The sequence below is a fragment of the Pelistega ratti genome (assembly GCF_009833965.1).
Classification (GTDB): Bacteria; Pseudomonadota; Gammaproteobacteria; order Burkholderiales; family Burkholderiaceae_B; genus Taylorella; species Taylorella ratti.
In genome coordinates this window covers 748,497-773,233 of record NZ_CP047165.1, presented here as the reverse complement: position 1 = coordinate 773,233, position 24,737 = coordinate 748,497, and the positions used below count along the sequence as shown (strand labels likewise).

At 38.7% G+C, this 24,737-nt stretch carries 30 protein-coding genes; 24 read left to right on the top strand and 6 right to left on the bottom strand.

Annotation, left to right across the window (positions count from 1 at the left end; genetic code table 11):
* Positions 1-158: 158 nt before the first annotated feature.
* From F9B76_RS03325 to F9B76_RS03315, 3 genes are all read right to left on the bottom strand, one after another.
* Positions 159-1,016 (bottom strand): DNA adenine methylase, encoded by an 858-nt coding sequence (locus tag F9B76_RS03325; protein WP_159990838.1) that lies wholly within the window; start codon positions 1,014-1,016, stop codon positions 159-161.
* 22 nt (positions 1,017-1,038) lie between these two features.
* Complete coding sequence (locus F9B76_RS03320) at positions 1,039-2,670, bottom strand: AAA family ATPase (RefSeq protein WP_159990837.1); 1,632 nt, start codon at positions 2,668-2,670, stop codon at positions 1,039-1,041.
* 90 nt (positions 2,671-2,760) lie between these two features.
* Positions 2,761-3,456: a S24 family peptidase gene (locus F9B76_RS03315; RefSeq protein WP_243140671.1), complete on the bottom strand. Its 696-nt coding sequence runs from the start codon at positions 3,454-3,456 to the stop codon at positions 2,761-2,763.
* 110 nt (positions 3,457-3,566) lie between these two features.
* On the opposite strand from F9B76_RS03315, the gene F9B76_RS03310 reads away from it, so the two are divergent.
* The 5 genes from F9B76_RS03310 to F9B76_RS10245 all read left to right on the top strand — a co-directional run bounded on the left by F9B76_RS03310 (position 3,567) and on the right by F9B76_RS10245 (position 7,686).
* Entirely contained in the window at positions 3,567-3,788 is a 222-nt protein-coding gene (locus tag F9B76_RS03310; RefSeq protein ID WP_159990836.1) for a transcriptional regulator, read from the top strand.
* A 171-nt stretch (positions 3,789-3,959) separates the two neighbouring features.
* Positions 3,960-4,253 carry a DNA-binding protein gene (locus F9B76_RS03305; RefSeq protein ID WP_159990835.1) on the top strand — a complete coding sequence of 98 codons (294 nt, stop codon included), beginning with the start codon at positions 3,960-3,962 and terminating at the stop codon, positions 4,251-4,253.
* 5 nt (positions 4,254-4,258) lie between these two features.
* Positions 4,259-4,528, top strand: a complete 270-nt coding sequence (locus F9B76_RS03300; protein WP_159990834.1) for a hypothetical protein — start codon at positions 4,259-4,261, stop codon at positions 4,526-4,528.
* On the top strand, positions 4,525-6,801 hold the full coding sequence (locus F9B76_RS03295) for a VapE domain-containing protein (protein WP_159990833.1): 2,277 nt from the start codon (positions 4,525-4,527) through the stop codon (positions 6,799-6,801). The genes F9B76_RS03300 and F9B76_RS03295 overlap by 4 nt, the downstream gene beginning before the upstream one ends.
* A 723-nt stretch (positions 6,802-7,524) precedes the next feature.
* Positions 7,525-7,686 carry a hypothetical protein gene (locus F9B76_RS10245; RefSeq protein ID WP_201289343.1) on the top strand — a complete coding sequence of 54 codons (162 nt, stop codon included), beginning with the start codon at positions 7,525-7,527 and terminating at the stop codon, positions 7,684-7,686.
* A gap of 48 nt (positions 7,687-7,734) precedes the next feature.
* Here the strand turns inward: F9B76_RS10245 and F9B76_RS03290 are convergent, their stop codons facing one another.
* From F9B76_RS03290 to F9B76_RS03280, 3 genes are all read right to left on the bottom strand, one after another.
* Entirely contained in the window at positions 7,735-8,013 is a 279-nt protein-coding gene (locus F9B76_RS03290; RefSeq protein ID WP_159990832.1) for a type II toxin-antitoxin system RelE family toxin, read from the bottom strand.
* Entirely contained in the window at positions 7,982-8,218 is a 237-nt protein-coding gene (relB, locus tag F9B76_RS03285) for a type II toxin-antitoxin system RelB family antitoxin (protein WP_159990831.1), read from the bottom strand. The genes F9B76_RS03290 and relB overlap by 32 nt, the downstream gene beginning before the upstream one ends.
* A gap of 169 nt (positions 8,219-8,387) precedes the next feature.
* A complete protein-coding gene (locus F9B76_RS03280; RefSeq protein ID WP_159990830.1) occupies positions 8,388-8,576 on the bottom strand; it encodes a ribbon-helix-helix protein, CopG family in 189 nt (62 codons plus the stop codon).
* 587 nt (positions 8,577-9,163) lie between these two features.
* Between F9B76_RS03280 and F9B76_RS03275 the strand changes: the two genes are divergently transcribed.
* From F9B76_RS03275 to F9B76_RS03185, 19 genes are all read left to right on the top strand, one after another.
* A complete protein-coding gene (locus F9B76_RS03275) occupies positions 9,164-9,856 on the top strand; it encodes a BRO family protein (RefSeq protein ID WP_159990829.1) in 693 nt (230 codons plus the stop codon).
* A 162-nt stretch (positions 9,857-10,018) separates the two neighbouring features.
* Positions 10,019-10,924 (top strand): DNA-processing protein DprA, encoded by a 906-nt coding sequence (locus F9B76_RS03270; RefSeq protein WP_159990828.1) that lies wholly within the window; start codon positions 10,019-10,021, stop codon positions 10,922-10,924.
* Positions 10,917-11,555, top strand: a complete 639-nt coding sequence (locus tag F9B76_RS03265) for a hypothetical protein (RefSeq protein WP_159990827.1) — start codon at positions 10,917-10,919, stop codon at positions 11,553-11,555. The genes F9B76_RS03270 and F9B76_RS03265 overlap by 8 nt, the downstream gene beginning before the upstream one ends.
* 136 nt (positions 11,556-11,691) lie before the next feature.
* Positions 11,692-12,027, top strand: coding sequence for an HNH endonuclease (locus tag F9B76_RS03260; protein WP_159990826.1), 336 nt, complete (start codon positions 11,692-11,694; stop codon positions 12,025-12,027).
* 169 nt (positions 12,028-12,196) lie between these two features.
* Positions 12,197-12,733, top strand: a complete 537-nt coding sequence (locus F9B76_RS03255) for a phage terminase small subunit P27 family (protein WP_159990825.1) — start codon at positions 12,197-12,199, stop codon at positions 12,731-12,733.
* On the top strand, positions 12,714-14,444 hold the full coding sequence (locus F9B76_RS03250; protein ID WP_159990824.1) for a terminase large subunit: 1,731 nt from the start codon (positions 12,714-12,716) through the stop codon (positions 14,442-14,444). Before F9B76_RS03255 ends, F9B76_RS03250 begins: the two co-directional genes overlap by 20 nt.
* Positions 14,435-15,652: a phage portal protein gene (locus tag F9B76_RS03245; protein ID WP_159990823.1), complete on the top strand. Its 1,218-nt coding sequence runs from the start codon at positions 14,435-14,437 to the stop codon at positions 15,650-15,652. Before F9B76_RS03250 ends, F9B76_RS03245 begins: the two co-directional genes overlap by 10 nt.
* Entirely contained in the window at positions 15,639-16,487 is an 849-nt protein-coding gene (locus F9B76_RS03240) for a head maturation protease, ClpP-related (RefSeq protein WP_159990822.1), read from the top strand. Before F9B76_RS03245 ends, F9B76_RS03240 begins: the two co-directional genes overlap by 14 nt.
* Positions 16,488-16,490: 3 nt before the next feature.
* The gene (locus F9B76_RS03235; RefSeq protein ID WP_159990821.1) at positions 16,491-17,726 is read left to right on the top strand and encodes a phage major capsid protein; all 1,236 of its coding nucleotides are present in this window, start codon (positions 16,491-16,493) and stop codon (positions 17,724-17,726) included.
* 56 nt (positions 17,727-17,782) lie between these two features.
* A complete protein-coding gene (locus F9B76_RS03230) occupies positions 17,783-17,986 on the top strand; it encodes a hypothetical protein (RefSeq protein WP_159990820.1) in 204 nt (67 codons plus the stop codon).
* A gap of 9 nt (positions 17,987-17,995) precedes the next feature.
* A complete protein-coding gene (locus F9B76_RS03225; protein ID WP_159990819.1) occupies positions 17,996-18,328 on the top strand; it encodes a head-tail connector protein in 333 nt (110 codons plus the stop codon).
* Positions 18,328-18,657: a phage head closure protein gene (locus F9B76_RS03220; RefSeq protein WP_159990818.1), complete on the top strand. Its 330-nt coding sequence runs from the start codon at positions 18,328-18,330 to the stop codon at positions 18,655-18,657. Before F9B76_RS03225 ends, F9B76_RS03220 begins: the two co-directional genes overlap by 1 nt.
* Positions 18,647-19,096 carry an HK97-gp10 family putative phage morphogenesis protein gene (locus tag F9B76_RS03215; RefSeq protein ID WP_159990817.1) on the top strand — a complete coding sequence of 150 codons (450 nt, stop codon included), beginning with the start codon at positions 18,647-18,649 and terminating at the stop codon, positions 19,094-19,096. The genes F9B76_RS03220 and F9B76_RS03215 overlap by 11 nt, the downstream gene beginning before the upstream one ends.
* Positions 19,093-19,407, top strand: coding sequence for a tail completion protein gp17 (gene gp17 / locus F9B76_RS03210; protein ID WP_159990816.1), 315 nt, complete (start codon positions 19,093-19,095; stop codon positions 19,405-19,407). Before F9B76_RS03215 ends, gp17 begins: the two co-directional genes overlap by 4 nt.
* Before the next feature lie 35 nt (positions 19,408-19,442).
* Complete coding sequence (locus F9B76_RS03205; protein ID WP_159990814.1) at positions 19,443-20,102, top strand: hypothetical protein; 660 nt, start codon at positions 19,443-19,445, stop codon at positions 20,100-20,102.
* Positions 20,102-20,473: a hypothetical protein gene (locus F9B76_RS03200; RefSeq protein ID WP_159990812.1), complete on the top strand. Its 372-nt coding sequence runs from the start codon at positions 20,102-20,104 to the stop codon at positions 20,471-20,473. The genes F9B76_RS03205 and F9B76_RS03200 overlap by 1 nt, the downstream gene beginning before the upstream one ends.
* Positions 20,474-20,598: 125 nt before the next feature.
* On the top strand, positions 20,599-20,751 hold the full coding sequence (locus F9B76_RS10505; protein ID WP_159990810.1) for a phage tail assembly protein T: 153 nt from the start codon (positions 20,599-20,601) through the stop codon (positions 20,749-20,751).
* A 37-nt stretch (positions 20,752-20,788) separates the two neighbouring features.
* A complete protein-coding gene (locus F9B76_RS03190) occupies positions 20,789-21,247 on the top strand; it encodes a hypothetical protein (protein ID WP_159990808.1) in 459 nt (152 codons plus the stop codon).
* 60 nt (positions 21,248-21,307) lie between these two features.
* Positions 21,308-24,733 (top strand): phage tail tape measure protein, encoded by a 3,426-nt coding sequence (locus F9B76_RS03185; protein ID WP_159990806.1) that lies wholly within the window; start codon positions 21,308-21,310, stop codon positions 24,731-24,733.
* Positions 24,734-24,737: the final 4 nt, after the last annotated feature.

The following is a 24,737-nucleotide window of genomic DNA, read 5'->3' as shown; positions in this document are numbered from 1 at the left end:
AAAATAATTTGTAATAAATTGTAATTTTAAGGAGAGAAGTTTATATGTTGATAGGAGAAAATGGGAGAGGGTGTAGTTAGAGGGGGGATAGGAAGTGTTGTTTTTTGGGGGAGTGTAGAGATAAAATAAAACCCACTTGGGAGTGGGTTGGGGGGGGGTTATGCTGCTTTACGGAGATTTTTGCGAGGAATACGTAATTTTGGACTAAAGAAAATGATTTCATTTCCAAGTTTCTTTTCGTACGCACTATAGTTTAGGATATGTTCACGGGCTGAATAGCCTTTGTATATCTTGCGAATTTCAGGGACATTGTCATAAGAAACAATCCAGTCATATTGAAGATGGTCTAGGGTTTTCTTTATCTCTTCATGATCCTTTGCTTGATAGAAGTTGCGATACAAACCTTGTCCTTTAACAAAATAGGGTGGATCTAGATAGATAAGCGATTGATGAACGGGTAAAAAATCATGGCAAGATTCTAGTAATTCCTTAGCATCTTTATTATGTACATAAATTTGAGAGCGGTATTTTTTAATAAGTTCAAAGCGTTTAATCAATTCTTCTTTATTAAACCGAGCATCTAATTTCCATTGTCCAGTTTGTGCTCTACCACCAATCATTCCACCTTTTAAAATACCTGAACGATTGCAGCGATTCATAAAAAAGGTAGCAAAACCTTTTTCTAGGGTATTGTTATTTGACTCATCAATCAGAATGCCTTTGTAATAGTACCAATTATCTAGTGATATATCGACTGAGCGGATTTTGTCAATCATTTCATCTGTTTGGTAAACAGCGGCATACCAGAAAGCATAGATAGCAAAATCTATGTCATTAATATGGATTTCTTTGATAAAGCCTTTATAGAGTAGGTCTAAGGCAATAGCTGCCCCTCCCGCATATACCTCTAAATAGTGGGTATAGGGATATTCATTGAGCTTGATAAGGGACTCAATAAAAGGGGCAAACTTACCTTTGCCCCCTGGATAGCGTAGGGGAGTGTAAAAAGTGTTCATGTCTGAATTTTAACTGTTTTTTTTATTTTTGGCCAGCGTTTTTTAAGGCGTTCTTTAGAGCTATTAAAAAGTTATTCTTAAATTCTTCTACTTCTTTTTTATAATGTTTTGCCCATAATTTAATAATTCCCCATTCTTTTAAATATTTAAAATTATTCCTCCACCAAGTTTTATTGGATTCTCTTGCATCAGTAGTGATTGATGATAATAAGTGTTCATGAATATAATCTGATGTTATATCCTTAGGTAATTGCTGGAGAAGGTTCTCATTTCTTGATAAATCTTCTAAAAACTCTTTGATTAATCGTTCAGGGGATCTTTGATTTTTAGATGAATTTTTGGGAAATGGAAGCCTTGTCGTATTATTGTATCTATTTTTAGTAAGGGAGGCATCTCCATCTACGACAAGAACTCTTTGGCGAAAAAGAGGATCAATATTGGGTAGATTTAATAGACTATTACATCCTATTTTTAAGGGAATAAGATGTAATGTAATATTTATATTTAATTCTTTCATAAGTTTTCTTCTAGCATTGGCTGGGAGTATCTCATTAAAAAACTCTTTAGTTTCTTCATCTTCAAAGTAAATAGACATTGTTTCTTTATGTATTTTACAAGGAGGAGTGAGTTCTAAATCGTTTTGAATATCTTGAAAAGAAATGTTATCTTTAAGATGAGGATAGTTACTATCGAAAAAATAAATAACTTTATCTTCGGGTTGATTTTTTTGATTATTTTTAAAATATTCTTCAATAAGAATAGGTGAATGAGTTGTTGCTACAATTTGGAGACTTAGCCTTCTAGCAATGGAGGTTAGAGTTTTGGCTAATTTACGAATAGTAAGAGGATGAAAACCAACATCAATTTCATCAATAAGTAGCAATCCTCCCGGGTATGAATTACCCATTTCTCGTTTTAATTTTTGAAAAGAAGCTAATGCAGTCGCTATATTACCTAGGCTATCTTGTCCTAAAGAAATACTTAATTCATTAAATCCTTTATAGATTGGTTGTGCACTTCTTTTTTCATTTTTACCTATTTTTTGATAGGATATATCATCAGTAAGTTGGCCCCCTGTCATAATATTTGTTATAAACTCCTTAATGAGAGCTTTATCGTCTGGATGCATTTCTTTAAAAGGGGTGCTGATAACATCCTTTTCATCAGATTCGCCAATGGAAATTAATCGTTTTACACCTAGAAAAATAGTGGGTAGTGGTATCTTAGAAGAATCACCGATTATATTATCAAAGTCTTTTGATGTATTTCGAGCAACAAGCCTTGCTCGGCGGGTATCTCCTCTTGTTCTAGTTGTTAGTGAGCATCTTTTTTCTATAATGGTTTTATTAAAGTCAATAGTTATTTTTGGATTGTCTTTTGCTTCTCCTGCGTATTTTTCTACTTCTGTTAAATCAATATGAAGAATATTTTCAATGCTTTTTGAAAATGCTTCCTCTGTATAAGTTTTAAAGGATGTATTAGTTTGTCCAAATGTGCCAGCGAGTAAACCTAAAATAGTTGTTTTACCTACGCCATTATGACCAGCAATTAAAGTTAATCTCTTTGCAAAGTTTATTTCGATATTCTTAAATTTTCTAAATGATTTTTCTGGAAAGGATAGTTTTTGTAGTTTAATGCTATGAGTTGTGGTCATTATTTCATCCTTTTTAAACGTTACTATCTATTATTAATTCCTATTTTCTAATAGAACTACAAGTTATATGCTAGTTTTCTAGTTATCCCATCAAACCGTATCCAAAAACGCCCCATGTTTTTTGACTTTGGCACAGATAGTCAGTAGGTGTTCTTCTCTTTTGGTGATACGTTTGGTTTTATAGCCAGCGGTTTGGTTATCGCTAACGATTAATAAACTGCCATCATCAATATCACGAATAAGCCGTTTAGTGAATAACTCATCATTGATGGCGATAATATAGATGCCATCTCCATCAAAGCGGTTGCATGTAATATCGACCATCAGAATATCGCCGTCTCTGATGGTGGGGTACATGGAAACACCTTTATTCTGGATAAGTTTTATTCTTTTGGAGGCATTGTACCCGAGCTGACTATTTGCCCAATCTTCTAAGACAGTAATTTGTTTGATCGCAGGGAAGTACTCTACATTGTTACCATTACCTGCGGATGATTGTATATCGTAATAGGTTAGCGAGATATACCCATCTGTAACGTCATCTTTATGCTCTGAGTGGTCTTGGTCTAACCAACCATAAGGCTTATCCATCGCTACTTCTAATTTGCGAGCCATAGATTCACCAATACTTTTTGACTTACCAGTACTGGCATCAATACGTTGTTTAGCAAGTGTATTAATGTAGCTTGGCGCTACGCCTACTAATTCGGCTAATTTGACCTGATTGCCAGCTTCAGAGATTAATACACGTAAATTATCTAGTCGGATTTCATTTTTAAGCTTCATGGATAATATTTTAACCATAATGGTTCTAAATTAAATTATAAAAAAGGGTTTACTTGTAAATACTTTAAGGTTACAATATATAAAATTAAAAACCATAAAGGATTATCAAAATGACTTTATTTGAGTTTGTAAGGCAAAAACGAGGGTTAACTAAAGAATTGGCTAGGTTAATAAATGTAAAGCCAATAGCCGTTAGTCGTTGGGTTCTTGGTAGAAGACCTGTCCCAGCCGTACATTGCCCCGCCATTGAAAAAGCCACAAAAGGTGTCGTGACATGTGAAGAATTACGTCCTGATGTTGAGTGGTCTGTTTTACGTAAAAAACGTAGATAACCCATATTTTCTCCTAAAAGTGTTGTTTATTGACACATTATGATTTAGGAGTAGTGGTGAGTGCATTCTTTTTTAATTGAATAGAGGTGAATGTAGTCATTGTTTGTGTGGAAACTTCCATTTTAGCACTGAAACCAACCGCCCAATTAGAACCCCTACAAAGGAAAACCTATGGAACTAGAACTAAAACGCAAACCAGCCTTTGAAGCTGCTTTACGCGGTGCATTAAGCCACCCAGAACAAAAGGGGGCAATTCTAACCGCCACTAACTGGCATGAAAGCATGATTAGCAAAGTATTAGCCGGTGATGCAGGCATTACCTTAGACAAACTCGATAAGACATTAGCTGCCTTAGGGCTTGTGGTGGTATCGCGTAAGTATATGGAATACCTCGCCTATGGTAATGAGATTGGTACTAATTGTGCATGTGCCAGAGCCGGGTTTAATGCGTGTGGGGTAAAGTAGTGGCTATGAATAGAGTAGGTCGTCCTTTAGGTGTAATTGCCAGTGCGGTTATAGAGGCTTTATCGCAACAAAATATGACAGCAGTAGAACTGGCTGAACGGCTACAAGTATCCGTTCAGGTGATGAAGAGTACTTGTAGGCGTTTAGTTGTTCGTAAACAAATCCGTGTGGTAGGAAAGCGACAAATGCGTGCGGCTAAACCACTATTTATTTATGCACTGATTAAACCGCTTCAACCAAATAAAATGCGTGAAATTATCTGGGGTACACCATGACAGCATATAAAATTAATTTTAAAGATATTGCCGCACAATTACAGGCTCAAGCCGATTATTACGTCCCTCAATGGCTACCTCATGGTAAGAAACGAGGAGCAGAATGGGTATTAGGTGATTTAGACGGTAATGCCGGAGAATCATTAAGTATCAACCTGAAAACCGGTCTCTGGAGTGATTTTAGTACAGGAGAAAAGGGCGGTGATTTAATCAGCCTATATGCCGCCATACACCGCTTACAGTATAAAGCCGCTGCAGAGGAGTTATCTCGCTTGCTAGGCACTGCCCCTATTGTTCCAACAGGCAGAAAATCTGCTGTTAAGGCGGAAAAATCCCCTTGGAAAATTATTATGCCTGTTCCTGCTGATGCTAAGCCCATTCATAAAGCACACCCCGTCAGAGGAGCGTATAACCATTTCTGGACGTATAAAAACCGGCAAGGGGAAGTCTTAGGGTATGTATGCCGATTTACCAATAGTGAGGGTAAGAAAGAGATTTTACCCCTTGTCTATGCCGAGGATACGAGTCGAGGGGGATATTTTGATTGGCGGTGGATGCACTTTCCATTACCTCGTCCTTTATATGGTTTAGATCGATTAAGCGATAAACCCGTATTGTTGGTTGAAGGTGAAAAATGTGCGGATGCAGGGCATCAATTATTACAAGATAGATATGATGTACTTACTTGGCCGGGTGGTTGTAATGCCGTTGATAAGGTGGATTGGTCTGTATTGGCTGATCGTATCGTATATATCTGGCCCGATTGTGATTCACACCGTAATCCAAAGACAGGAGAATACCTTGATAAAACCGTTCAACCCGGTTATGTAGCAGCACAGAAAATTGCGGAACAATTAAAAGACAAGGCGAAAAAAGTCTATGTGCTAGATGTGGCGATTCCCGGGCAATTAAAAGATGGTTGGGATATTGCCGATGCAATCGAATCAGGGGCAACAGCGGATATTTTAATCACCTATATTAGGGAGCAAGCACAGCTCTTTAGTGATAATGGGGATAGATTACCTATGATTAAGGCTTCTGTTGTAGAAAAGAATCCTAATATCAAAGAACTTTATGAAAAGCTCATTTGTAAAGGAAATGGGGTTGTGGTGGATTGTATGCAAAATATCATCACACTGATTGATGAGTTGCCCAGCCTTAAAGGCAAAATACAGCTTAATAAACTGACAGAACGTGTTACGGTAGTAGGGGAATTGCCTTGGAATACAGAATACCCTCGCGCGTGGAATGATGCAGATGAGCTAGAACTAATTGACTATTTGAGTAGGGAATATAAGTTCTTATTTAAAACCCCTTTAACCGTCTTAAATGCGGTCAAAGTGGCAGCCTCTCGTCAAGTGTATCACCCCTTACAAGATTGGTTAGAGACACTTAAATGGGATGGACAAGATAGGCTGACAAATTGGCTCAATACCTATTTAGGCGTACCGGCAACAGACTATACACGATTGATTGGTCCTTTATGGTTGCGACAAGCCATTAATCGAGCCTTAAACCCCGGTTGCAAAGCCGATTATGTATTAATCTTGGAGGGTCGTCAAGGTTTGCGTAAATCAACCGCATTACGGGTATTAGGCGGCTCATGGTTTGCTGATAGCCCTTTGGATATTCACAACAAAGATCTATACCAGATTATTAATGGGGTATGGATTTATGAGATTGCGGAGCTGGATATGTTTAATCGAGCAGAAGCAACTGCTATTAAAGCGTTTATTACGCGTGGTACAGACCGTTTTAGAGAGCCGTATGGTCGTCATGTGGTCGAACAGGCTCGTCATACTGTATTTGCAGGAACGACCAATGCAGATGAATATTTTAAAGATACCACAGGTAACCGCCGTTTCTGGCCAGTCAAATGTACCGCTATTGATATTGATGCTTTAGCTCGCGATAGGGATCAGTTATTTGCACAGGCATTATATGAGTTTGAACAAGGCTATCCTTGCCACCCTACACCTGAACAAGAGCGTCAATTGATTCAGGAAGAGCAAGGAGCCAGAGAGATTAGTGACGCATGGGAGACCAAGATTCGTACCGCCTTGGCGGAACCCGATTTTATGGAAACCAAGCTGAGTATGGTCTATATTTTAGAGAAAATCATAGGATTAGATATGGCAAGAGTAACATCAACAAGACAGCAAGAAACCAAAATAGGTGGCATTATGAAGAAATTAGGATGGGAAAAGAAACGACAACCGGCCGATCGTAACGGTTATAGAGGCTATGCGTATGTAAAAACAGTCCCTAGTTGAATTTGAGTTTTTGAGATAAAATAGACGCTTTTAAGCGAGAAAGCGGACAAAATGAGATTTTAAAATGCACTAAAAAGAGTGTAGGAACTTTTATTAACTGAAAAAAGGTGATATATGAACGCAATGCTGACCAACCTGACCTACCTGTCCTACCTCGGGCAGATTACACTGTAAAACCTCCTGCGTATGCGCGATGTGATACATATGTGCGCGACACATTATCTTTATATAAATTGAAGTAAGACAGGTAAGACAGAAAAAGGAAAGAAAGAGGGAATAGTAGATGAAGCGATTACAGTACATTCATTATCGCCTGATGATTTGGGGGCATTATAGAGCTTATGGAAGCGTTGTAAGCGAAGATTGTAGTGTTACCCTATGCAATACCCCTCAAGACGATTTAAAGCTCAATAACGTTGAATTTAACGCATTACAACTGCAGAAGGTGTTATTGACCGACCAAGCGATAAAAACGCTAAGAAAAGCCGATATACGCGTTCTAGTAGGAGTTTATGTATTGAATATGAAACAAAGTGATGTGGCAAGGAAATTGTGTATTACACCAAGAACCGTACAGATACGGTTATGTCGAGCCGATAGATTGATTGCGAGCTTTTTGGGGGAAAGGGAAGTGTAGGTTAAGCCCAAATTATTGAATATTCCTCCATCGTTTGTTAAACTAATCCTTAGTAAACAATACGTTGAATGATTTTAGGAAAGATAATGTCTCAACAATCCGTACAAGATAAAAAAACGCCTCAACTCAACACACAAGCGGTACAATTTGAGCTTAATGGAGAAGCAGGAAAGCGTGTAGTCCTTGCCGCTGCAAGACGTGTTATTAAAGCCCATCAGAAAGAAATTAAAGCATTGGCGTATAAATGATTTCGACTGACTTAGTTAATTCCCACTACCATAGAATTTAAAAAAACACTAATGATAAATCTCTCGCCGATGCCCTAATTCCAAGGCAGTGATTAATAATTTACCATTATCAATATGGCAAATAATACGGTAATCACCAACACGGTAACGCCACATGCCAGACAGCTCACCAACTAATCCCTTACCCCGATCACGTGGATTTTCAAGCCTTTGAAGTTCTTTTAGATAATCAAGAATACGTTTTGCTTGTTGTGGGTTTTTCTTAGCTAATTTTGTTAATTGCTTTTTGGCAGTATCAGCAAGTTGGACTGTCCAAGTGGAGTTCATTTTCAACGTCCTCTAAACGATATACTTTTTCTTTACCTGCACGAACGCGCTCTAAAACAGCATTAGCCAAGAGTAAATCTTCCAAATCTTCTAAATAAGCCTCCAATGCTTGCTTAACATAGAAAGACTTAGCGCGCCCTGTTTGTGTGGCTAAATGATCTAAACGCTGTTCAAGCTCATCAGGTAATCTTACAGTGAGTGCCATAGTGTTATCCTCCTACATGGCCTTGCCACCCATTGGTGGTTTAAGGTATGAATACAATTATAGCAATGTAATAATTGTAATACAATGATTTCATTCATAGAATAAAATTAACCTTTATAAACTGTACCCTTACAGACACAATAAACCACTATTAAATCCAAGCGTTTTTTTACGTTCCCAATACCGCCTTAGCATACATTTCAAGTGCCTTTTTAAAAACGACAGTCTGCGGTTGATTTGTCTCTTTAGCCACACGTTCCAGTAAAGTAACAGTGTCAGTATCTAAATCAAATTTCTTTTGTTTAATCCCACGTTTTTCCATTGAACGGCGGTTTAATTCAGTGCGACTTAATGCCATAATATTTCCCTTTACTTTAAAAATAACTTACTTTATAATGGAGAGGAAAGGGGCAGTTGTTCCAGAACCGCCCCCGCCTTCTAGGCACTGTTTATATTCTAATAAACAGGACTGCTAATGAGCAGTAATACTAGAAAGACTAGAATTTGAAAGGGTAGTTTCATTTTCTAACCTCTTTAATTAAACCCATCTGAAACGGTGGGTTTTTCCATTTGTTGAACCATTCAACAGTTATGATTATACCGTACGTTACAATAAAAATCAAGTATTTTTTATAAAAATTTTACTATTTTTTCATTATTTTTCATTAACTTATCAATCAAAATTACATTTCCCATTAAATAATGGCTTGACAAAATCCCTAAACATATCGCATAATAAAATCACTATTAAATCCAAGCGGTTTCCGCACCCGACAGATAAAGCGGTTTTTTTACGCCTATACACAAAGTAACGTCTTCTTATGACGGGTCGAGAACTGGAAATACAACACCTTTTGGGAATACCAGTCGCCGACTTGGATCGGTAGTTGAAGCCCGTCACCCTATTAAGGTGACAATCATTAACTAAAATCCAAGGAGCTCATCATGAGCAATATCACGACTTTTAACTTTAATAATCTCCCCGTTCGTACTCATACTGATGAGAACAATGAACTTTGGTTTTGCGGTACCGATGTTTGCGATATTCTGGGTTATATTAATGCACCTCTAACTATTCAAAAACATTGTAGAGAAAAGGGTATATCGAAACGATATACCCTTACCCCAAAAGGTAATCAAGAATTAACATTCATCAACGAACCCAATCTTTACCGCTTAATTATCAAAAGCCGTAAAGTCGAAGCAGAACGATTTGAAGAATGGGTAATGGAAGAAGTCCTCCCCACTATCCGCAAAACAGGTAGCTACACCACCCCAACCCAAGCAACCATTGCGTATGAGCCCAAAACCCATGAAGTAGAAGATGAGGTGTTGCATACATTGAGTGATTTGCTCTTTCTGGCACACAAACAAGCTGAGATATTTAAAAAACTCTATCCTGCTCTCCAAGCCATGCTCTCACAATATGCGGCTGAGGTGTTCAGTCTTTATACAGAGCCTGATATATCTATCACCCTTAGAGAACGTAGCTTACGAGAACTCTTTACTAAACTATCCAAGGACGATATTGAGTGGCGCAAAACCCTACACCATTTTAATGAGATGTTTCCGATAGAGAAATACAACGCTCGGTTAAGCAGACAACAAGCCCTGCGTGCAGTACAACACAGAGCATAGCGTTTCTGCTAGACAGATAGTTTTTTGAATAACAAGGGGAATTTTCTCCTTGTTGTTCGGTCTATCTTTATTTATAAAATTTAATTGTTAAAATTAGAAGAAAATAAGAAAATATTAGCTTTATCCATTAAAATACTTGAGTGAGAAAGTTGAGAAATAAGTATGAGTCTTGAGTTCAGAGATATATTTGCAAATGAGCCAATTATTCCAGCAAAGGAAATGGCAGCTTACGAAGCTCTATGGGAGAATGATAAGGCTTCATTTAAGTCATTGGCAGAATTATTTCAGAATAATCCTGGAATTTTGCCATCACAGATAGTGGATAATGAAGATATTATTAATGATGCCTATCAAAGAGTTATAAGTTATTTCGATAAGGCTAATGTTAATGACTTTCATTTTGCTTTTAAAGGAACTATTGATTTTCCTGCTAAGCTAGATGATGCTAAGAATCCTTTACAATTTTACTATTATAGGGGTAACCCAGATTTAGTCTTTTCAAAGAAATCTGTTGCTGTGGTTGGAACTAGGAGTCCATCAGAAGAAGGTATTAGACGTACAAGACAATTAGTAAGAGATTTAGTAAAACATGATTTTACTATTTTCTCTGGATTAGCTAGTGGAATAGATAAAATTGCTCACGAAAGTGCTTTAGAGTTCGAGGGGCGTACTGTAGCAGTTCTTGGAACACCGCTTACTGAATATTATCCAAAAGAAAATAAGGAATTACAGGATATTATTGCTCAAGACCATTTATTAATCAGTCAAGTGCCTGTATTAAAATATAAAAAACAGACCTATAAGATAAATCGTTTCTTTTTCCCTGAGAGAAATGCCACAATGTCAGCATTAAGTGATGCGACTATTATTGTGGAAGCAGGGGAAACATCCGGAACTTTAACTCAAGCAAAGCATGCTTTATATCAGGGTAGAAAACTTTTTATTTTGAATAATTGCTTTGAAAACCCAGCTATTTCTTGGCCTGCTAAATTTGAACGAGAGGGTGCAATTCGAGTCAGAACTTTTGAAGATATATTAAAAGGTCTAGAAGGTTTATCAAATGAGTGAAGGGATTGAACAATTTCGGTTTCAGAAGGTAGATTCTTTTATCAGAGATAAAGCAAGATGTATCTATTTAGAAGAAGATGATGAGTGTTTTTTTCTAGGAGAATATTCACCATATAAGGGCTGGAGGCATAGCCGAACAAATAGTATTGTATATAATTTGAAGAAAAAACCAGGTAATAATGGTTATGAGTATAAGATAAAAGATATTAAGTATGTTGCGAGTCTCTATCATAGTGGTTTTAAAATAGATACTTTAAAAGAGTTTACTTTGGTTCCTATTCCTCCATCGAGTGCGAAAGATTCTCCAGAGTATGATAGTAGGATGTTGGATATATTAGAGCACTTGAATAGACTTTCTGGAGATGTGTTAGATATCCGTGAGTTAGTTATTCAAACAACGTCTATGACTCCTTCACATTTATCATCGCATAGAGCTACAGTTGGAGAGTTGAAAAAACAATACATAATTGATAATGATTTATTACTAAGTAAACCAGTAAAAAATATAATTGTATTTGATGATGTATTGACAACAGGGACTCATTTTAAAGCGATACAAGCGGTTTTACAGAAAAGATTGCCAACTGTAACTATTCTAGGTGTATTCTTTGCTTGTTCAATAGATAGTTAAAAAATAATTTCGTCACTTTCCTGTTTTATGCTAATATCAGCTAAACTTCGGTGAAAGTGTGCCTAGGTTAAGTTGGAAAGTGTATTAAACCACGTGATTCTGTTTGGATTGCGTGGTTTTTTATTGGGTATTTGATATGCAAAGAATCAGTTGGCGTGAGGATAAGACAAAGGTTGCATCACGCGGTTATGGTGGTAAGTGGCAGCGGTTACGTCTTGCCTTTTTGAAAAAGAATCCTTTATGTGTGTATTGTGAACGACAAGGCAAAGTAACAGAAGCCAAAGTTGTTGACCATATCGTTCCACATCAAGGTGATCAGAAACTTTTCTGGGATCAGAAGAATTGGCAAGCCTTATGTAAGTCATGTCATAGTAGTGTTAAACAACGTGAAGAAACAGGTAGTTTACAAAAAGGCTGTGATGTGAATGGGATTCCACTTGATCCCAACCATCATTGGAATAAAAAAGTGTGAGTTTGAGAGGGGTAGCCCCCCTTAAAAAGTTCTGTACTTTTTGCCCTCCTGACCGCCCCCCCAACTTCGCACACAAAATCGGGAAAAATGGGAGGGAGGGGGGAGTCAATTAATAAGTGTTTAGACCATTTAAACAATAGAGTTTAAATGGTTTTTTTATAGGATTTTTATGGCAGGTAATAATAATTCAGGTCGTAAGGCAAAGCCTGATGCTATCCACCGTTTAAATGGTAATCCATCAAAAAAGCCACTGGGACAAGTCAATGATTTGCGTAGTGGTGCAGTGGACTGGAGTGTTGTTAATACCATGCCTGAGTGTCCTGCCTTTTTAGATGCAGTCGCTCAGGAAAAGTGGTATAAGCTAGCACCTGATTTGTACGAATTAGGATTGCTGACGCGCGTAGATACAGATGCTTTAGCTGCATATTGTCAAAACTATAGCCTATGGGTGAAAGCAACTGAACATATCAAGATACATGGTGAAGTAACCCTAACACCTAATGGCTACCCTCAAATGAGTGTATGGGTCACATTACGCAAATCAGCCGTGTCTGAGATGTTATCTATTCAGACAAGTTTTGGCATGAATCCAGCAGCACGCAGTAAGCAGATTCAATCTGCTGTAACAGCAACACAACCCTCGCTCTTTGCGAGCGAAGAAGAAGCCCGTGAGGAACGTTTAGCGTATGAGTTTGGCTTACACTAATCCACCAGCAGAAGAGCGTACAACAGCCTATGCTAAAGCGGTTGTAGAGGGTAAGTACGTTGTATCTAAAAATGTATTGAATGCTTGCCGGCGCCATTTGTCAGATTTAGAGACAGCAGGTGAACGTGGTTTTTATTTTGACCCGGATGCAGCCGCACGTATTTTTCTCTACTTTGAGAATGTATTAAAGCTCAATGGTGGACAGTTTGAGGGAGCAAAGTTTGATTTACTCCCTTGGCAAGCCTTTGTACTCGGTTCTCTTTTTGGTTGGAAATATAAATCAGATAATTCTCGCCGTTTTAGAACAGCTTATGTAGAAACTGCTAAAGGATCAGGTAAATCACCTTTAGCGGCAGGAATAGGTCTATATGGATTAACTGGGGATAAAGAAGCACGAGCAGAGATCTACGCAGCAGCGGCTAAAAAAGATCAGGCACAAATTCTATTCCGTGATGCGGTGGCAATGGTGGATTTATCACCACTTTTAGATCGTAACCTAACACGATCAGGCTCAACAGGTAAAGAGTGGAATTTAGCCCACCATGAATCTAATTCGTTCTTTAGAACCTTATCATCTGATAAAGCACAATCAGGCACACGTCCTCATATTGCCTTATTAGATGAAATTCATGAACACCCTGATGGTAGTACGGTAGAGCTTATCCGTAGTGGTACTAAGTTTCGTGCACAACCTCTGATTTTTATGATTACCAATAGTGGCCATGATAAGCATTCAACTTGTTGGCATTATCACGAGTATGGTGAAAAGGTATGCTCTGGTATGTTGCTAGATGATGAGTTCTTTGCTTTTATCTGTGGTGTAGATGAAGGTGATGATCCGCTAAATGATGAATCTTGTTGGCCAAAAGCAAACCCTAGCTTAGAACATGGTATCCCGGGATATAAATATCTGAGAGGACAAGTAACGAGTGCTAAGGGTATGCCTGCTCGTGAGGCAGAAGTCAAACGCTTAAATTTTTGTGTATGGACTGAAGCAGCAGCACCATGGATTAGTCATGAGATATGGTCAGCTTGTGAGGATAGTACTCCTCGTAGTATTGAAAGCTACTATGGACGTAAATGTTGGGCTGGATTAGATTTATCCAGTACGCAAGACTTAACGTCACTAGTGTTGTTATTTGAGCCTGATGATTCAGATGAGTTTTACCGTTTAGTGCCTTTTTTCTGGTTACCTAGGGATAATTTACGCTTAAAAGAAGAACAAGACAAAGTGCCTTATCTGATGTGGCAAAAGCAAGGTTTACTGGAAACCCCGGCCGGTAGTGCGGTAGATAAAACAGCTGTATTGAAGAAGCTGACTGAATTAGATGAGGTCTTGGATATTCAGGGGGTTGCCTATGACCGTTGGCGGATTGAAGACTTAAAAATGCTTGCAGAGAATATGGGGATTAAATTACCTAATATGGTGCCGTTTGGTCAGGGGTTTAAGGATATGAGTCCTGCGCTGGATAAGTTTGAAACCGGCTTATTGAATAAGGAGTTACGTCATGCAGGGCATCAGATTTTAACGTGGAATGCAGCCAATGCGATAGTGACTAAAGATCCGGCCGGTAATCGTAAAGTGGATAAAGCTAAGGCTACCGGTCGTGTGGACGGTATTGTGGCAGCCATTATGGCGTATGGTAGTTCAACGGGGGCAGATATTCCGGTTAAATCGGTTTATGAAAATAGAGGAATCAGATGGGTGTAAATTTACTGAATACGGTGAAATCATTTTTTGCCAAAGCAGAAGAGGAAAAATCACCAATAGAGCAACGAGGTACATCGGGATTAGAGGCTTTTATACGAGGGAAATCGTCAGGTGATGCTTTGAATAATATGGCATTACTTCGTTGTGTACTACTTATTTCTGAATCATTGGGTATGTTACCGCTTAACCTAATGCGTCAAGGGGAAGAAAAGGCATTAGCTAAAGATCACCCTTTGTACTTACTGTTAAAGAAATGTCCCAATACATGGCAGACGGCTTATGAGTTTAAGCGTCAAATGCAGTTAAATGTCTTGTTTTATGGTAATGCCTATGCGTATATTTTGCGAACGGGTAAGCGTATAACGGGACTAGTACCGTTGATGTCTAAGTCTGTTACGGTTAAGCAGAAAACGGATTTTACATTGGAATACCGATACACCAATGAGAAAGGGCATACTTCTGTGCTAAACCAGTCAGATGTATTGCATTTAAAGGATATTTCCTTTGATGGGATTAAGGGTTTATCGCGCGTTAAGATGGCATTTAGAGTCTTGAATATTGCTGAATCAGCTGAGCAAGCGATTGAACGCTACTTTACTGATGGTGTTATGGCGCGTGGAGCGATTACAACAGAGGGTGAATTAAGTGATAGATCTTATGAGCATTTAAAAGAATCATTAGCTGCCTACTCAGGCCCTCAAGGAAATAATAAATTTATGTTATTGGAGCAGGGATTAAAGCCTGTTCTATTTGGAAATTCAGCCGCCGATGCACAGCATATTGAGAACCGTAAACATCAAATTGAAGAGGTAGCAAGAGCATTTGGTGTACCTCGTCCTTTATTGATGATGGACGATACTAGCTGGGGTTCAGGGATTGAACAGTTAGGTATGTATTTTGTGCAATATACACTACAGCCTTGGTTTACGGCTTGGGAGCAAGCGATTGAGCGTTGTTTGCTACAGAATGAAGAAGGTTTATATGTGAAATTTAATGAACGTGCTTTGTTGCGTGGTACGTTAAAGGATCAAGCGGATTTCTTCGCTAAGGCATTGGGTGCCGGTGGTCATGGTGCTTGGTATACCCAAAATGAAATTCGTGAATTACAGGATATGAAACCGATTAAGGATACATTAGCAGATACATTAAAACCTGCTGCTGGTGTGAGTGTTAAAGAGTCTAAGGAACAGGAAGATGAGCTTAATTAAATTACCTGATATTCGTGCTGATTTTGGTACGATTACAGCATTAGAAGCCCCTATTGAGCATTTGGAGAAATGGGACGCAAGTATTGTTGCCAAGGCAGATACGGATAATACGATTAGTATTTATGAGGGTATCGGTGAGAGTTGGGACGGTACGGGGGTAACTGCCAATCGAATTGCTGCGGCATTAAGAGCGATTGGTCCTCGTGATGTGGTGGTGAATATTAACTCACCCGGTGGTAATTATTTTGAGGGGGTAACGATTTATAACTTACTAAAAAACCACCCTTATAAAGTAACGGTTAATGTATTGGGTTTAGCTGCCTCTGCTGCCTCTATTATTGCTATGGCGGGTGATGAAATTCTAATGGGTGATGCGGCTAATCTGATGATCCATAATGCCATGGGTGTTGTCTATGGCAATAAAGAGGATATGCAAAGTGTGATTGACTTATTGCACCGTTTGGATAGTGATATGGCAGATGTCTATGTGGCTCGTACGGGGTTGAATAAGTCTTTTATCCAAAGTTTGATGTCGGCTGAAACATGGCTTAATGGTGAAAGTGCGATTGAACAAGGCTTTGCTACGGGTGAATTACATGATGCCACAGGTACTCAAGCAGAAAGTACCAAGGATATTAAGAATACAACTTACCTTCGTTTTATTGAAAATAGTCTCAAGAAAGAGGGTAAAACAAAATCTCAACGCCGAGAGATTATGAGTCAGATTTTTTCTAGCAAGTCGGGCGCTGCTAGTAGTCAACCTGTCAAGTCGAGCGCTGACAACTCTGAATTGATTGCGTCTTTGCAATCGTTAATTACTTCTTTAAAAGGATAAACTATGAAGACTAAGCAAACTATGCCGTTGCGCCGTGGCTTAATGGGCGTATATGCAACTGCACCAGAAGCAGATGTGCATAAATTAATTAAAGAGCTCAATAGTGCGTTTAATGAGTTCAAAATTGAAAACAATAAACGTGAAGAAAATATCAAAAAAGGTGTTATTGATGCGTTGCAAGAAACAACCATTAAGAACCTTGAGTCTCGTATTACTGAGTTACAAGCAGCCGTTGATCAAGCTAATCAGGCTATGGTGGGTATGCGTTTGGTCGGTGATGGTGAGGGTAAAGTAGATGCTGAATATTCAGCTGCTTTTAATGCTAATTTACGTTCAGGTGAAATTAATGCTGCTTTAAATAAAGGAGCAGCAGAAGATGGCGGTTATTTAGTACCGACAGAATGGGATCGTACGTTAGAGAAACGGCTCTTGATTTTATCGCCTATGCGTTCATTGGCAAAAGTACAAACGACCTCTAAACCGTCTTTTACGCGTTTATTTACTGAACATGGTATGTCATCTGGTTGGGTGGGTGAAACGGATGCTCGTCCTGAAACAACTACAGGGAAGTTTAAACCATTTACCTATAATACCGGTGAAATCTATGTAAATCCATCTGCAACGCAACAAATGCTAGATGATAGTGAAATTAATCTTGAATCATGGTTATTGGGTGAGATTGATAATGAAATCGCCTTACAAGAGGGTAAAGCCTTTTTAACGGGTGATGGGGTGAATAAACCGACTGGTTTACTGACTTATATTGAGGGTAATGCTAATGCAAGTAAACACCCTTATGGTGCAATTAAGGTAGTGAAAAGTGGTAATGCTAATGAGATTACTGCTGATGCGTTGATTGATCTTGTGTATGCGTTACCAGCCACTTATGCGAGTAATGCAGGTTTTGTGATGAATCGTAATACATTAGCGACATTACGCAAGTTAAAAGACGGTCAAGGGAACTACTTATGGCAACCGTCTTTAGTGGCTGGCCAACCCTCTACTTTATTGGGTTATAAAGTAACTGAGTTAGTGGATATGCCTGATGTAGCAGCGAATACTACACCTGTGTTATTTGGTGATTTAGCACAAGGGTATATGGTGCTTGACCGTGTTGGTGTGCGTGTGTTGCGAGATCCTTATACTAATAAGCCTTTTGTGAGTTTCTATACAACAAAACGTGTTGGTGGTGGATTGCTTAATCCTGATACGATGAAAGTGTTAAAAGTTGCTACATAAGTGATTGTTGCATAACAGCCCTCTAGTCATAGGGGGCTTTTTTATGGAGAAATAGGATGAAGTTTATTAAAGACGGATTTATTGGTGCGCCAAATGGCAGTATTTATCCGATTGTTTTTAGTGCTGGTGAGGAATGTCCCGAGGAGTTATTATTGGCGGCAGTAGAAAAGGGGTTTATTGATCAGGGAAAGCAGTCTGATGGTAAGCAGGGTAATTTACTAGATCCTCATCAATCTGGTGAAGATAAGACAACAGAATAAGGGCAAAGAATGTTTTTAGATTTATCCGTGGTAAAGCAACACTTGAGAGTGGATCATCAAGAGGAGGATGAGCTTATTGAAGAGATGATGCGGAGTGCTGAATCACGTTGTGAGGCTTATTTGAATCGTGATATTTTTGTATCGGAAGAGGCACTTAATGATGCGGTATCTTCTGGGCAAACATTACGCTATCCTATGGTGATTACACCTTATCATAAGCAAGCAATGATGTTGCTGGTTGGTGATTTTTATTATCAACGAGAATCTGCCCAAGAGGCAACTCAACATTTGCCTAATGCGGTTTTATCCTTATTATGGGCAGATAGAATTAGGGGAGCGTAATGTTAAAGGCAGGTGATTTAAATACAAGAATAGAGATACAACACCGTACGTTATTGCAAGATAAGTATGGTCAGCGTATTGAGAGCTGGGCGACTTTTGCTAAGGTATGGGCAGATGTACGGCATATTTCAGGGATAGAGTCTATTAAAGGTAATGTAGAGTCCTCTGAGGTAAGAGCCAGTATACGTATTCGTTATATTAAGAATGTGATGGCAGCCATGCGCGTTATTATTGGTGATGAAGTCTATGAGATTGAGTCGGTGCTATCGGATATTAAATATAAAGAGTATATTGATTTAACGTGTCGGGTGCTGAATAATGAAAGTTAGGGTTGAGGGATTAAGAGAGCTATCTGATCGCCTTGAAAAGTTGGATAAGAAAGTAGCCGGGCAAGTGGTGCGTAAGGCTGCGATTGAAGGGTCAAAACTAATACGAAATGAGGCAAAAAATAGAGTACCTGTTTATCTTGGTATATTAAAGCAAAATATTGTGGTGAAACGATTCCGAGATAGAGGTAAAGGAAATGTTCGCTATGGTATTGGTTTAGTGTCTTCAAGGGCGGTTTATAAAAATAATAAGGTTAATCGTAAAAAGGGGAGAGTAGGAAAAACCTATTATCAAGGTAAAACGGTATATGGTCACATGGTAGAGTTTGGGACGAGAAAGATGAAAGCTCGTCCTTTTTTACGTCCTGCTTTTGAGTCACAGAAAGAGAAAGCGGTTGATGTTGTCAAAAATACGTTAAAACAGGAGATTGATAAGCTATGACAGAAGATGAATTAGCACAGCGATTATCGGCTATTTGTCCGACTTTTCCTATCTATATGCCACAGGATAATGAGGTATTTCCTGCGATTGTTTATAGTGTGGTAGCGGTAAATACTAATAGTACAATTTGCGGTCCGACAGATGAGGATAAAAGAGTGCAAATAGACTGTTATGCTAAAACCTATGCTGACCTTTTGATGCTTCGTGATGATGTGCTGGATGCGTTATTAGATGCGGATAAGGTCAATGATTTTGATGCTTTTGTGGAGAACTCTACGTTATTTAGACGAACGTTAGAGTTTTATATTTAGTTGCCCTCGGTTGAGGGCTTTTTTATTGGAGAAAAATGATGTCTAAAGGAAAGACGTTTAAGTTTAATGGGTCTAAGGTACAGATTCAAAAAATAGTAACGACACCGGCAACGGTTGCGGTAACAGAGGTAACGGCGACCAATCCTGCTGTGGTTAAGAGTACGCTTAAAGCTAAAAAGGGTGATATTGTGACTATCTCCGGTTTAGAGGGGTTTAATGGTGATTATGTGGTATCTGCAGTTGATTCATCAGGTGCATTAACATTAGCCAATACCAATTGGCTGGGGAAGAAGATACCTTCTGCTTATACTGGTTCTAAGATTGGTCTGGTACAGTTCTTTGATAATTTCTGCGAACTAAAAAATATTCAGAAATCAGGGGCAACCGTTGAACAAATTGATGTATCAACTATCTGCTCCGAGGGTAAAGAGTATGAAGCAGGGGATCGAGAAGAAGGCTCTTTAACCATGCAATTCTTCTTAAATCCTAACTCACCTATTCAACAAGCGCTTGAAGAGTATGAATATAGTGGTGAAAAGTTCTGGGTGCGTTTATTACTACCACAGAATCAAGGAACTTATATCTTTAATGGTTCAGTTGAAACAGGTATTAATATTGATGGTCAAGTGGCGGGTCGTTGGGAATCAGGGCTTGCAATGAAACTATCAGGTCGCCGTTACTTTATGGGGGCATAATGAATAAAGCAGATTTTCTTAGCCAACATAAACCCAAGGTAGAGAAAATCGAGGTAGATGGAAAAACCATCTACCTACGAGAGCTTACTGTTGGGGATAATAATTTCATTATGTTTGAGACACAAGCCTATATGCTACAGCGTGCTAAACAGCTTGGTATTGAAATTGATATGAGCAATGGTACGCAGATAGAAGCTCAGCTTAAACAGGTAGAAGACCCCTATATGCTTGCTCGTCAGGCGGCTATGCGTATTTGTGATGAAGAGGGTAATCTACTATTTGATTTCAGAAATGTAGATGATTTGGATCAGCTCAATAGTTTGGGACAATCTTTTTTAACAATCTTCCAAGATACTAAAAAAAAGTCCTAACAGATAGACAGCGATTCTTATGTAATCTTGGTCTAGCTCTGGGTAAAACACTGCAGGAGTTAGACCTGATACCAGAGGAAGAGTTAAAAATCTGGGAGCAATTTGCAGAAGAACAGCCTTTTGGTTTGATTCGAGAGGATTTTAGGGCGGGAACAATTGCCGCCACTATTGCCAATACTGTTGTAAAAAAACCAATGCAAGCCTTTGATTTTATGCCTTTCTATACTAATTCTGTACAAGAGGATAATTCGCTTTTAGATGGGGTAGAAATACTATAGAATAAGAGTATGGATTGGTCTTTTTAGGGAGGTTGGTATGTTTAAAATCATAGATAGCAATTTCTTGTCAGGTTCTTTTGGTAGAGCGGGAGGTGGTACGTTTAGATTACCAGAAGCTCAAATAGGTAAGAATCGACTAGATGCAGAAGAATTTCTCTCTTATGATAATTGTGTAGAGATTCGTGTATTGGGAGAATATGCTCAAACAGCAAAAGGACCAAAATCTAATAAATTTTTATTAGGTCTTCTAGGTGTTGCTGCAGGTCCAGTCGGTGTAGCAGCAGGAATAGGAACAGGAATGGTCTATGATTATTTTAATCCGCCTCGTACACAAGTAGTTGGGTATGATGTTGAATTTGTTGTATCTTTTAAAGATGGTTCTTATTTTGTGGCAACAATGGAACAAGAAGAGTATAAAAGAATGGTGAGGTGTATACAAGGTAGTGTAACCTTACAAATTCTTGGTGATTACTCTGTTGTTAAGTTTGTGCATTAATAGATTCTAAATTGATTTTAAACCGCTTCAGTATGAAGCGGTTTTTTTATGGGATAAATTATGTCAGGACAATTAGGTGTATTAAATATTCTAATGAATTTGGATACGGCTAAATTTTCTATGGCACTAGATAAGTCTAGCTACCAGATGGAAAGTTTTGCGAGTAAGAGTAAAAAAGAGCTTTATGGTTTAGGTAGTGCTTTTCAATCTTTAGCGGAATCTAGTAAAGCGTTAAATACCAAATTTAATATTGTCGCGTTGAATCATGGGCTTTCTATGTTCCGTGATTTGTCTAAAATGAGTATTGGTGTTGCTGACTCTTTTGGTCAATATAGTTCACGACTTAAACAAGCAACGGCTGATACAGAAGAGTTTAAAGCTATTCAAGAACAGTTATTAGAGACCTCTAACCGTACTTTTAAAAATTATGAAGATGCAACAGAGCTTTTTATTAGAACAAGCGGAGTATTAAAACAGCTTGGGTATGATGCTAAAACAGCGGCTGATTTGGTTTCTACGGTACAGTTTGGTTTAACGGTTGATTCTGCTGATACTCAGAAAACACAATCGGCGATTAATGCTATTTCTTCGGCTATTTTGGAAGGTAAGATGGATATGCAGAAGTTTAATAGTGTGGTTGCAGCAAGTCCTTCTTTATTCCAAGCCTTGGCGGATAGTATCGCAGGGGGAAGTCAGCAGGCACTGCGTCAGATGGTGAGTGCAGGGCAAGTAACAGCTGATCAATTGGTCAAAGTTACCTCACAAATGGATATGCTTGGTAAAAAGGCAGATGAAATGCCAACCACTGTAGCAGATGCGATGACAAAGCTACAGAATAATTTTGCTAAGTTTATTGGTGAAGCCAATGAAACCTATGGAGCAACTCAATTAATATCGAGTGGAATAGGTGTTTTAGCAGATAATCTAGATATTGCCTCTGCTGCTGTAGTGGGATTTGGTGGTGCTAAGCTATCTCAATTTGTCTATGCAGGGGCAGTGGCAATGAATCAAGCAACCGCTGCGAATATTGCTAATACAAAAGCCTTATTAGATAACGCAAGGGCTAATCATGCAGATGCATTAGCAATTGTTAGAAAGGCAGAAGCTGAAAAAATAGCAGCAATGGGAACAAGTCAGCAGATTATAGCGAGTGCTAATTTAGCTGATAGAAGATTGGAGTTAACTCAAGCGACTAAAAATCTTACCCATGCCACTAAACTCTATAATGCAGCGAATAGTGTTACCTCTCGTGCTTTAAGTTTTGTAGGTGGTCCTGTAGGTTTATTAACGGGTGCTTTAACCGTAGGGGCGATGGCATGGACGTATTTTAGCCGTGAAACCGAAAAAGCAGAAGAACGATTAATTGATATTAATGCACCATTAGATACTACGATTGATAAGATTAAAACCTTAAATCGCTTTCAATTAGATGCGGTTAAGATTCAGTTGGATGAAGATTATACGATTCAAGTAGATACTGTTAAAAATACTTTTTCTGAGCTGATGAGAACCATTAACGCATCATCAGGAACCATGAGAGAGGATATACGAAAGGCTCTTTGGGATATTGGGAGAGATACAAGTTTAAGTGCTGAAGAGGTCTATACAGCGCAATTAAAACTAATTGAGGGATGGGAACGTACTGGTGGAATTGTTAATGAAAATATTGAAGAGGTTAGAGTGGCTTTAATTAGATTTGGTGAAGCTCGAGAGGGATTAGATAATATAACAAAAGCAGCGGAACAAACAAAAGAGTCTATTAATAAACTGAATCAACAAAAAGTCATCGCTCCTCTCCCCACTGGTATGGAAAAATGGGCTGAGTATCTAAAAAACCTAGAAGATACTCGAAAAATGATTGGTATGAATGCCCGTGAATTAGCTGAGTTTCAAGCGGCTCAAAAAGGTGCAAATGCCGAACAAGCTAAAATTGCCGGGATTGTGGGTGGTCAAACAGATGCGTATAAACGATTAGAAGAGGCGATTAAACAAAAGGATAGTGCAGCAGAGAATGCCGCTATTGAGAATATTAAGAATCTGGAGCAAGAGCGACATAAGATGGAGCTACTGATTCAGAAAACGGCTCAATTGGCTGTCTTAGCAAATCAATTAGCTAACGGTTTAATTGATAAGGATTTTTCGGATAAGATGTCTGCGGTGGTATCTAATACGTTTGAGACGGCTTTAGCTAATTTAGACCAGTTTGTTTTATCCAAGGAAGCCCAAGAGCAGATTAATAGACTAAAAAATAATACCAAAGTAACAGGCGGTGGTAAGCGTTCTGGTGGAGGTGGTGGACGATCAGGCGGTGGTGAGTCTGAATTAGCCTCTTTGACTAAATCACTTAAAGAGCAAGTCGCCTTATTTGGTATGACTGATGTTGAAGCACAAAAATATAAAATTAGCCTGATGCAAGGGTCAGAAGAAGCAAAGGCTTATGCGCAATCTTTAGTAGATATGATTTCAGCGCAAAAAGAACAAGCAGAAACGGCTAAACAAGCTCGATTAATGGAGGAAGAGTTAAATATCTTTCGTGCACAATCCATGCTGGATATTACCTCAATGGGTGTGGGAGAGCAGGCACGAGAGCAATTACGAGCAGAGTATCAGCTACGAGAAGAATTTGCTCAAAAACGGAGAGAGTTAGAAGAAGCACAAGAGAATGAATCGACTCGAATTAGTAATGAAGCCTATCAACAACGCTTAGAATATTTAAGACAAACAGAAGAAGAAAAGCTCAATATTATTCAAAATAGTGCGCAACAGAGACAACAAGCAGAGGGTAATTGGTTGCTTGGTATTCAGGAGGGTTTAAATAATTACGCGACTCAATCGCAGAATGTTTATGCTCAGTTAAGTGGTGCAGTACAGAACTGGGCGAGCCAATCAACAGATGCGTTGACGGATTTTGTAATGACGGGTAAGGGGAGTTTTAAAGACCTGGCCAATAGCATTATTAAAGACTTAGTGCGTATCTTTATTCAACAGCGGATTACGGGTTTATTTGCCAATGCGTTGGGGGGATTTTTGGGCGGTGGTGGTGCAAGTTTGCCGACGGTTACACCGACTAATTTTGTTTCAGTAGGTGGAATGGCAACAGGAGGCTTTGTAAGAGGACCGGGAACAGGTACGAGTGATTCTATCCCTACTATGCTATCTAACGGGGAGTTTGTGATTAATGCTCGCGCCACTAAAGCGAATCTTAAACTGTTAGAAGCAATTAATAGTGGACGTGTACAGTATCGCGCAATGGGAGGGGCTGTTGGTAGTGTTAATCTATTACCTGCTTTACAACCGATGATGGGTGAACAAAGACCGTCTGATGTGATTGTAAATATCCATAATAATGGCAGTCAGCCAATGACGGGTAATGCCAAGATGAGTAAAGATGCCTCAGGTCGTATGGTGATTGATATTATGTTGGCAGATTTAAATGGTAATGGACAATATGCCCAACAATTAAAATCAGTGATGAAATCTTCATAAGGGG

What these genes read in the sequence shown, in the direction of transcription:
- F9B76_RS03245 (WP_159990823.1), top strand. Translation starts at nt 14,435, where the DNA reads ATGGGTGTAAATTTACTGAATACGGTGAAATCATTTTTTGCCAAAGCA.
- F9B76_RS03185 (WP_159990806.1), top strand. Translation starts at nt 21,308, where the DNA reads ATGTCAGGACAATTAGGTGTATTAAATATTCTAATGAATTTGGATACG.
- F9B76_RS03270 (WP_159990828.1), top strand. Translation starts at nt 10,019, where the DNA reads ATGAGTCTTGAGTTCAGAGATATATTTGCAAATGAGCCAATTATTCCA.
- F9B76_RS03225 (WP_159990819.1), top strand. Translation starts at nt 17,996, where the DNA reads ATGTTTTTAGATTTATCCGTGGTAAAGCAACACTTGAGAGTGGATCAT.
- F9B76_RS03215 (WP_159990817.1), top strand. Translation starts at nt 18,647, where the DNA reads ATGAAAGTTAGGGTTGAGGGATTAAGAGAGCTATCTGATCGCCTTGAA.
- F9B76_RS03305 (WP_159990835.1), top strand. Translation starts at nt 3,960, where the DNA reads ATGGAACTAGAACTAAAACGCAAACCAGCCTTTGAAGCTGCTTTACGC.
- F9B76_RS03325 (WP_159990838.1), bottom strand. Translation starts at nt 1,016, where the DNA reads ATGAACACTTTTTACACTCCCCTACGCTATCCAGGGGGCAAAGGTAAG.
- F9B76_RS03260 (WP_159990826.1), top strand. Translation starts at nt 11,692, where the DNA reads ATGCAAAGAATCAGTTGGCGTGAGGATAAGACAAAGGTTGCATCACGC.
- F9B76_RS10245 (WP_201289343.1), top strand. Translation starts at nt 7,525, where the DNA reads ATGTCTCAACAATCCGTACAAGATAAAAAAACGCCTCAACTCAACACA.
- F9B76_RS03240 (WP_159990822.1), top strand. Translation starts at nt 15,639, where the DNA reads ATGAGCTTAATTAAATTACCTGATATTCGTGCTGATTTTGGTACGATT.
- F9B76_RS03315 (WP_243140671.1), bottom strand. Translation starts at nt 3,456, where the DNA reads ATGAAGCTTAAAAATGAAATCCGACTAGATAATTTACGTGTATTAATC.
- F9B76_RS03250 (WP_159990824.1), top strand. Translation starts at nt 12,714, where the DNA reads ATGAGTTTGGCTTACACTAATCCACCAGCAGAAGAGCGTACAACAGCC.
- F9B76_RS03205 (WP_159990814.1), top strand. Translation starts at nt 19,443, where the DNA reads ATGATGTCTAAAGGAAAGACGTTTAAGTTTAATGGGTCTAAGGTACAG.
- F9B76_RS03310 (WP_159990836.1), top strand. Translation starts at nt 3,567, where the DNA reads ATGACTTTATTTGAGTTTGTAAGGCAAAAACGAGGGTTAACTAAAGAA.
- F9B76_RS03300 (WP_159990834.1), top strand. Translation starts at nt 4,259, where the DNA reads ATGAATAGAGTAGGTCGTCCTTTAGGTGTAATTGCCAGTGCGGTTATA.
- F9B76_RS03295 (WP_159990833.1), top strand. Translation starts at nt 4,525, where the DNA reads ATGACAGCATATAAAATTAATTTTAAAGATATTGCCGCACAATTACAG.
- F9B76_RS03235 (WP_159990821.1), top strand. Translation starts at nt 16,491, where the DNA reads ATGAAGACTAAGCAAACTATGCCGTTGCGCCGTGGCTTAATGGGCGTA.
- gp17 (WP_159990816.1), top strand. Translation starts at nt 19,093, where the DNA reads ATGACAGAAGATGAATTAGCACAGCGATTATCGGCTATTTGTCCGACT.
- F9B76_RS03200 (WP_159990812.1), top strand. Translation starts at nt 20,102, where the DNA reads ATGAATAAAGCAGATTTTCTTAGCCAACATAAACCCAAGGTAGAGAAA.
- F9B76_RS03265 (WP_159990827.1), top strand. Translation starts at nt 10,917, where the DNA reads ATGAGTGAAGGGATTGAACAATTTCGGTTTCAGAAGGTAGATTCTTTT.
- F9B76_RS03190 (WP_159990808.1), top strand. Translation starts at nt 20,789, where the DNA reads ATGTTTAAAATCATAGATAGCAATTTCTTGTCAGGTTCTTTTGGTAGA.
- F9B76_RS03255 (WP_159990825.1), top strand. Translation starts at nt 12,197, where the DNA reads ATGGCAGGTAATAATAATTCAGGTCGTAAGGCAAAGCCTGATGCTATC.
- F9B76_RS03275 (WP_159990829.1), top strand. Translation starts at nt 9,164, where the DNA reads ATGAGCAATATCACGACTTTTAACTTTAATAATCTCCCCGTTCGTACT.
- F9B76_RS03290 (WP_159990832.1), bottom strand. Translation starts at nt 8,013, where the DNA reads ATGAACTCCACTTGGACAGTCCAACTTGCTGATACTGCCAAAAAGCAA.
- F9B76_RS03230 (WP_159990820.1), top strand. Translation starts at nt 17,783, where the DNA reads ATGAAGTTTATTAAAGACGGATTTATTGGTGCGCCAAATGGCAGTATT.
- F9B76_RS03320 (WP_159990837.1), bottom strand. Translation starts at nt 2,670, where the DNA reads ATGACCACAACTCATAGCATTAAACTACAAAAACTATCCTTTCCAGAA.
- F9B76_RS03280 (WP_159990830.1), bottom strand. Translation starts at nt 8,576, where the DNA reads ATGGCATTAAGTCGCACTGAATTAAACCGCCGTTCAATGGAAAAACGT.
- relB (WP_159990831.1), bottom strand. Translation starts at nt 8,218, where the DNA reads ATGGCACTCACTGTAAGATTACCTGATGAGCTTGAACAGCGTTTAGAT.
- F9B76_RS03220 (WP_159990818.1), top strand. Translation starts at nt 18,328, where the DNA reads ATGTTAAAGGCAGGTGATTTAAATACAAGAATAGAGATACAACACCGT.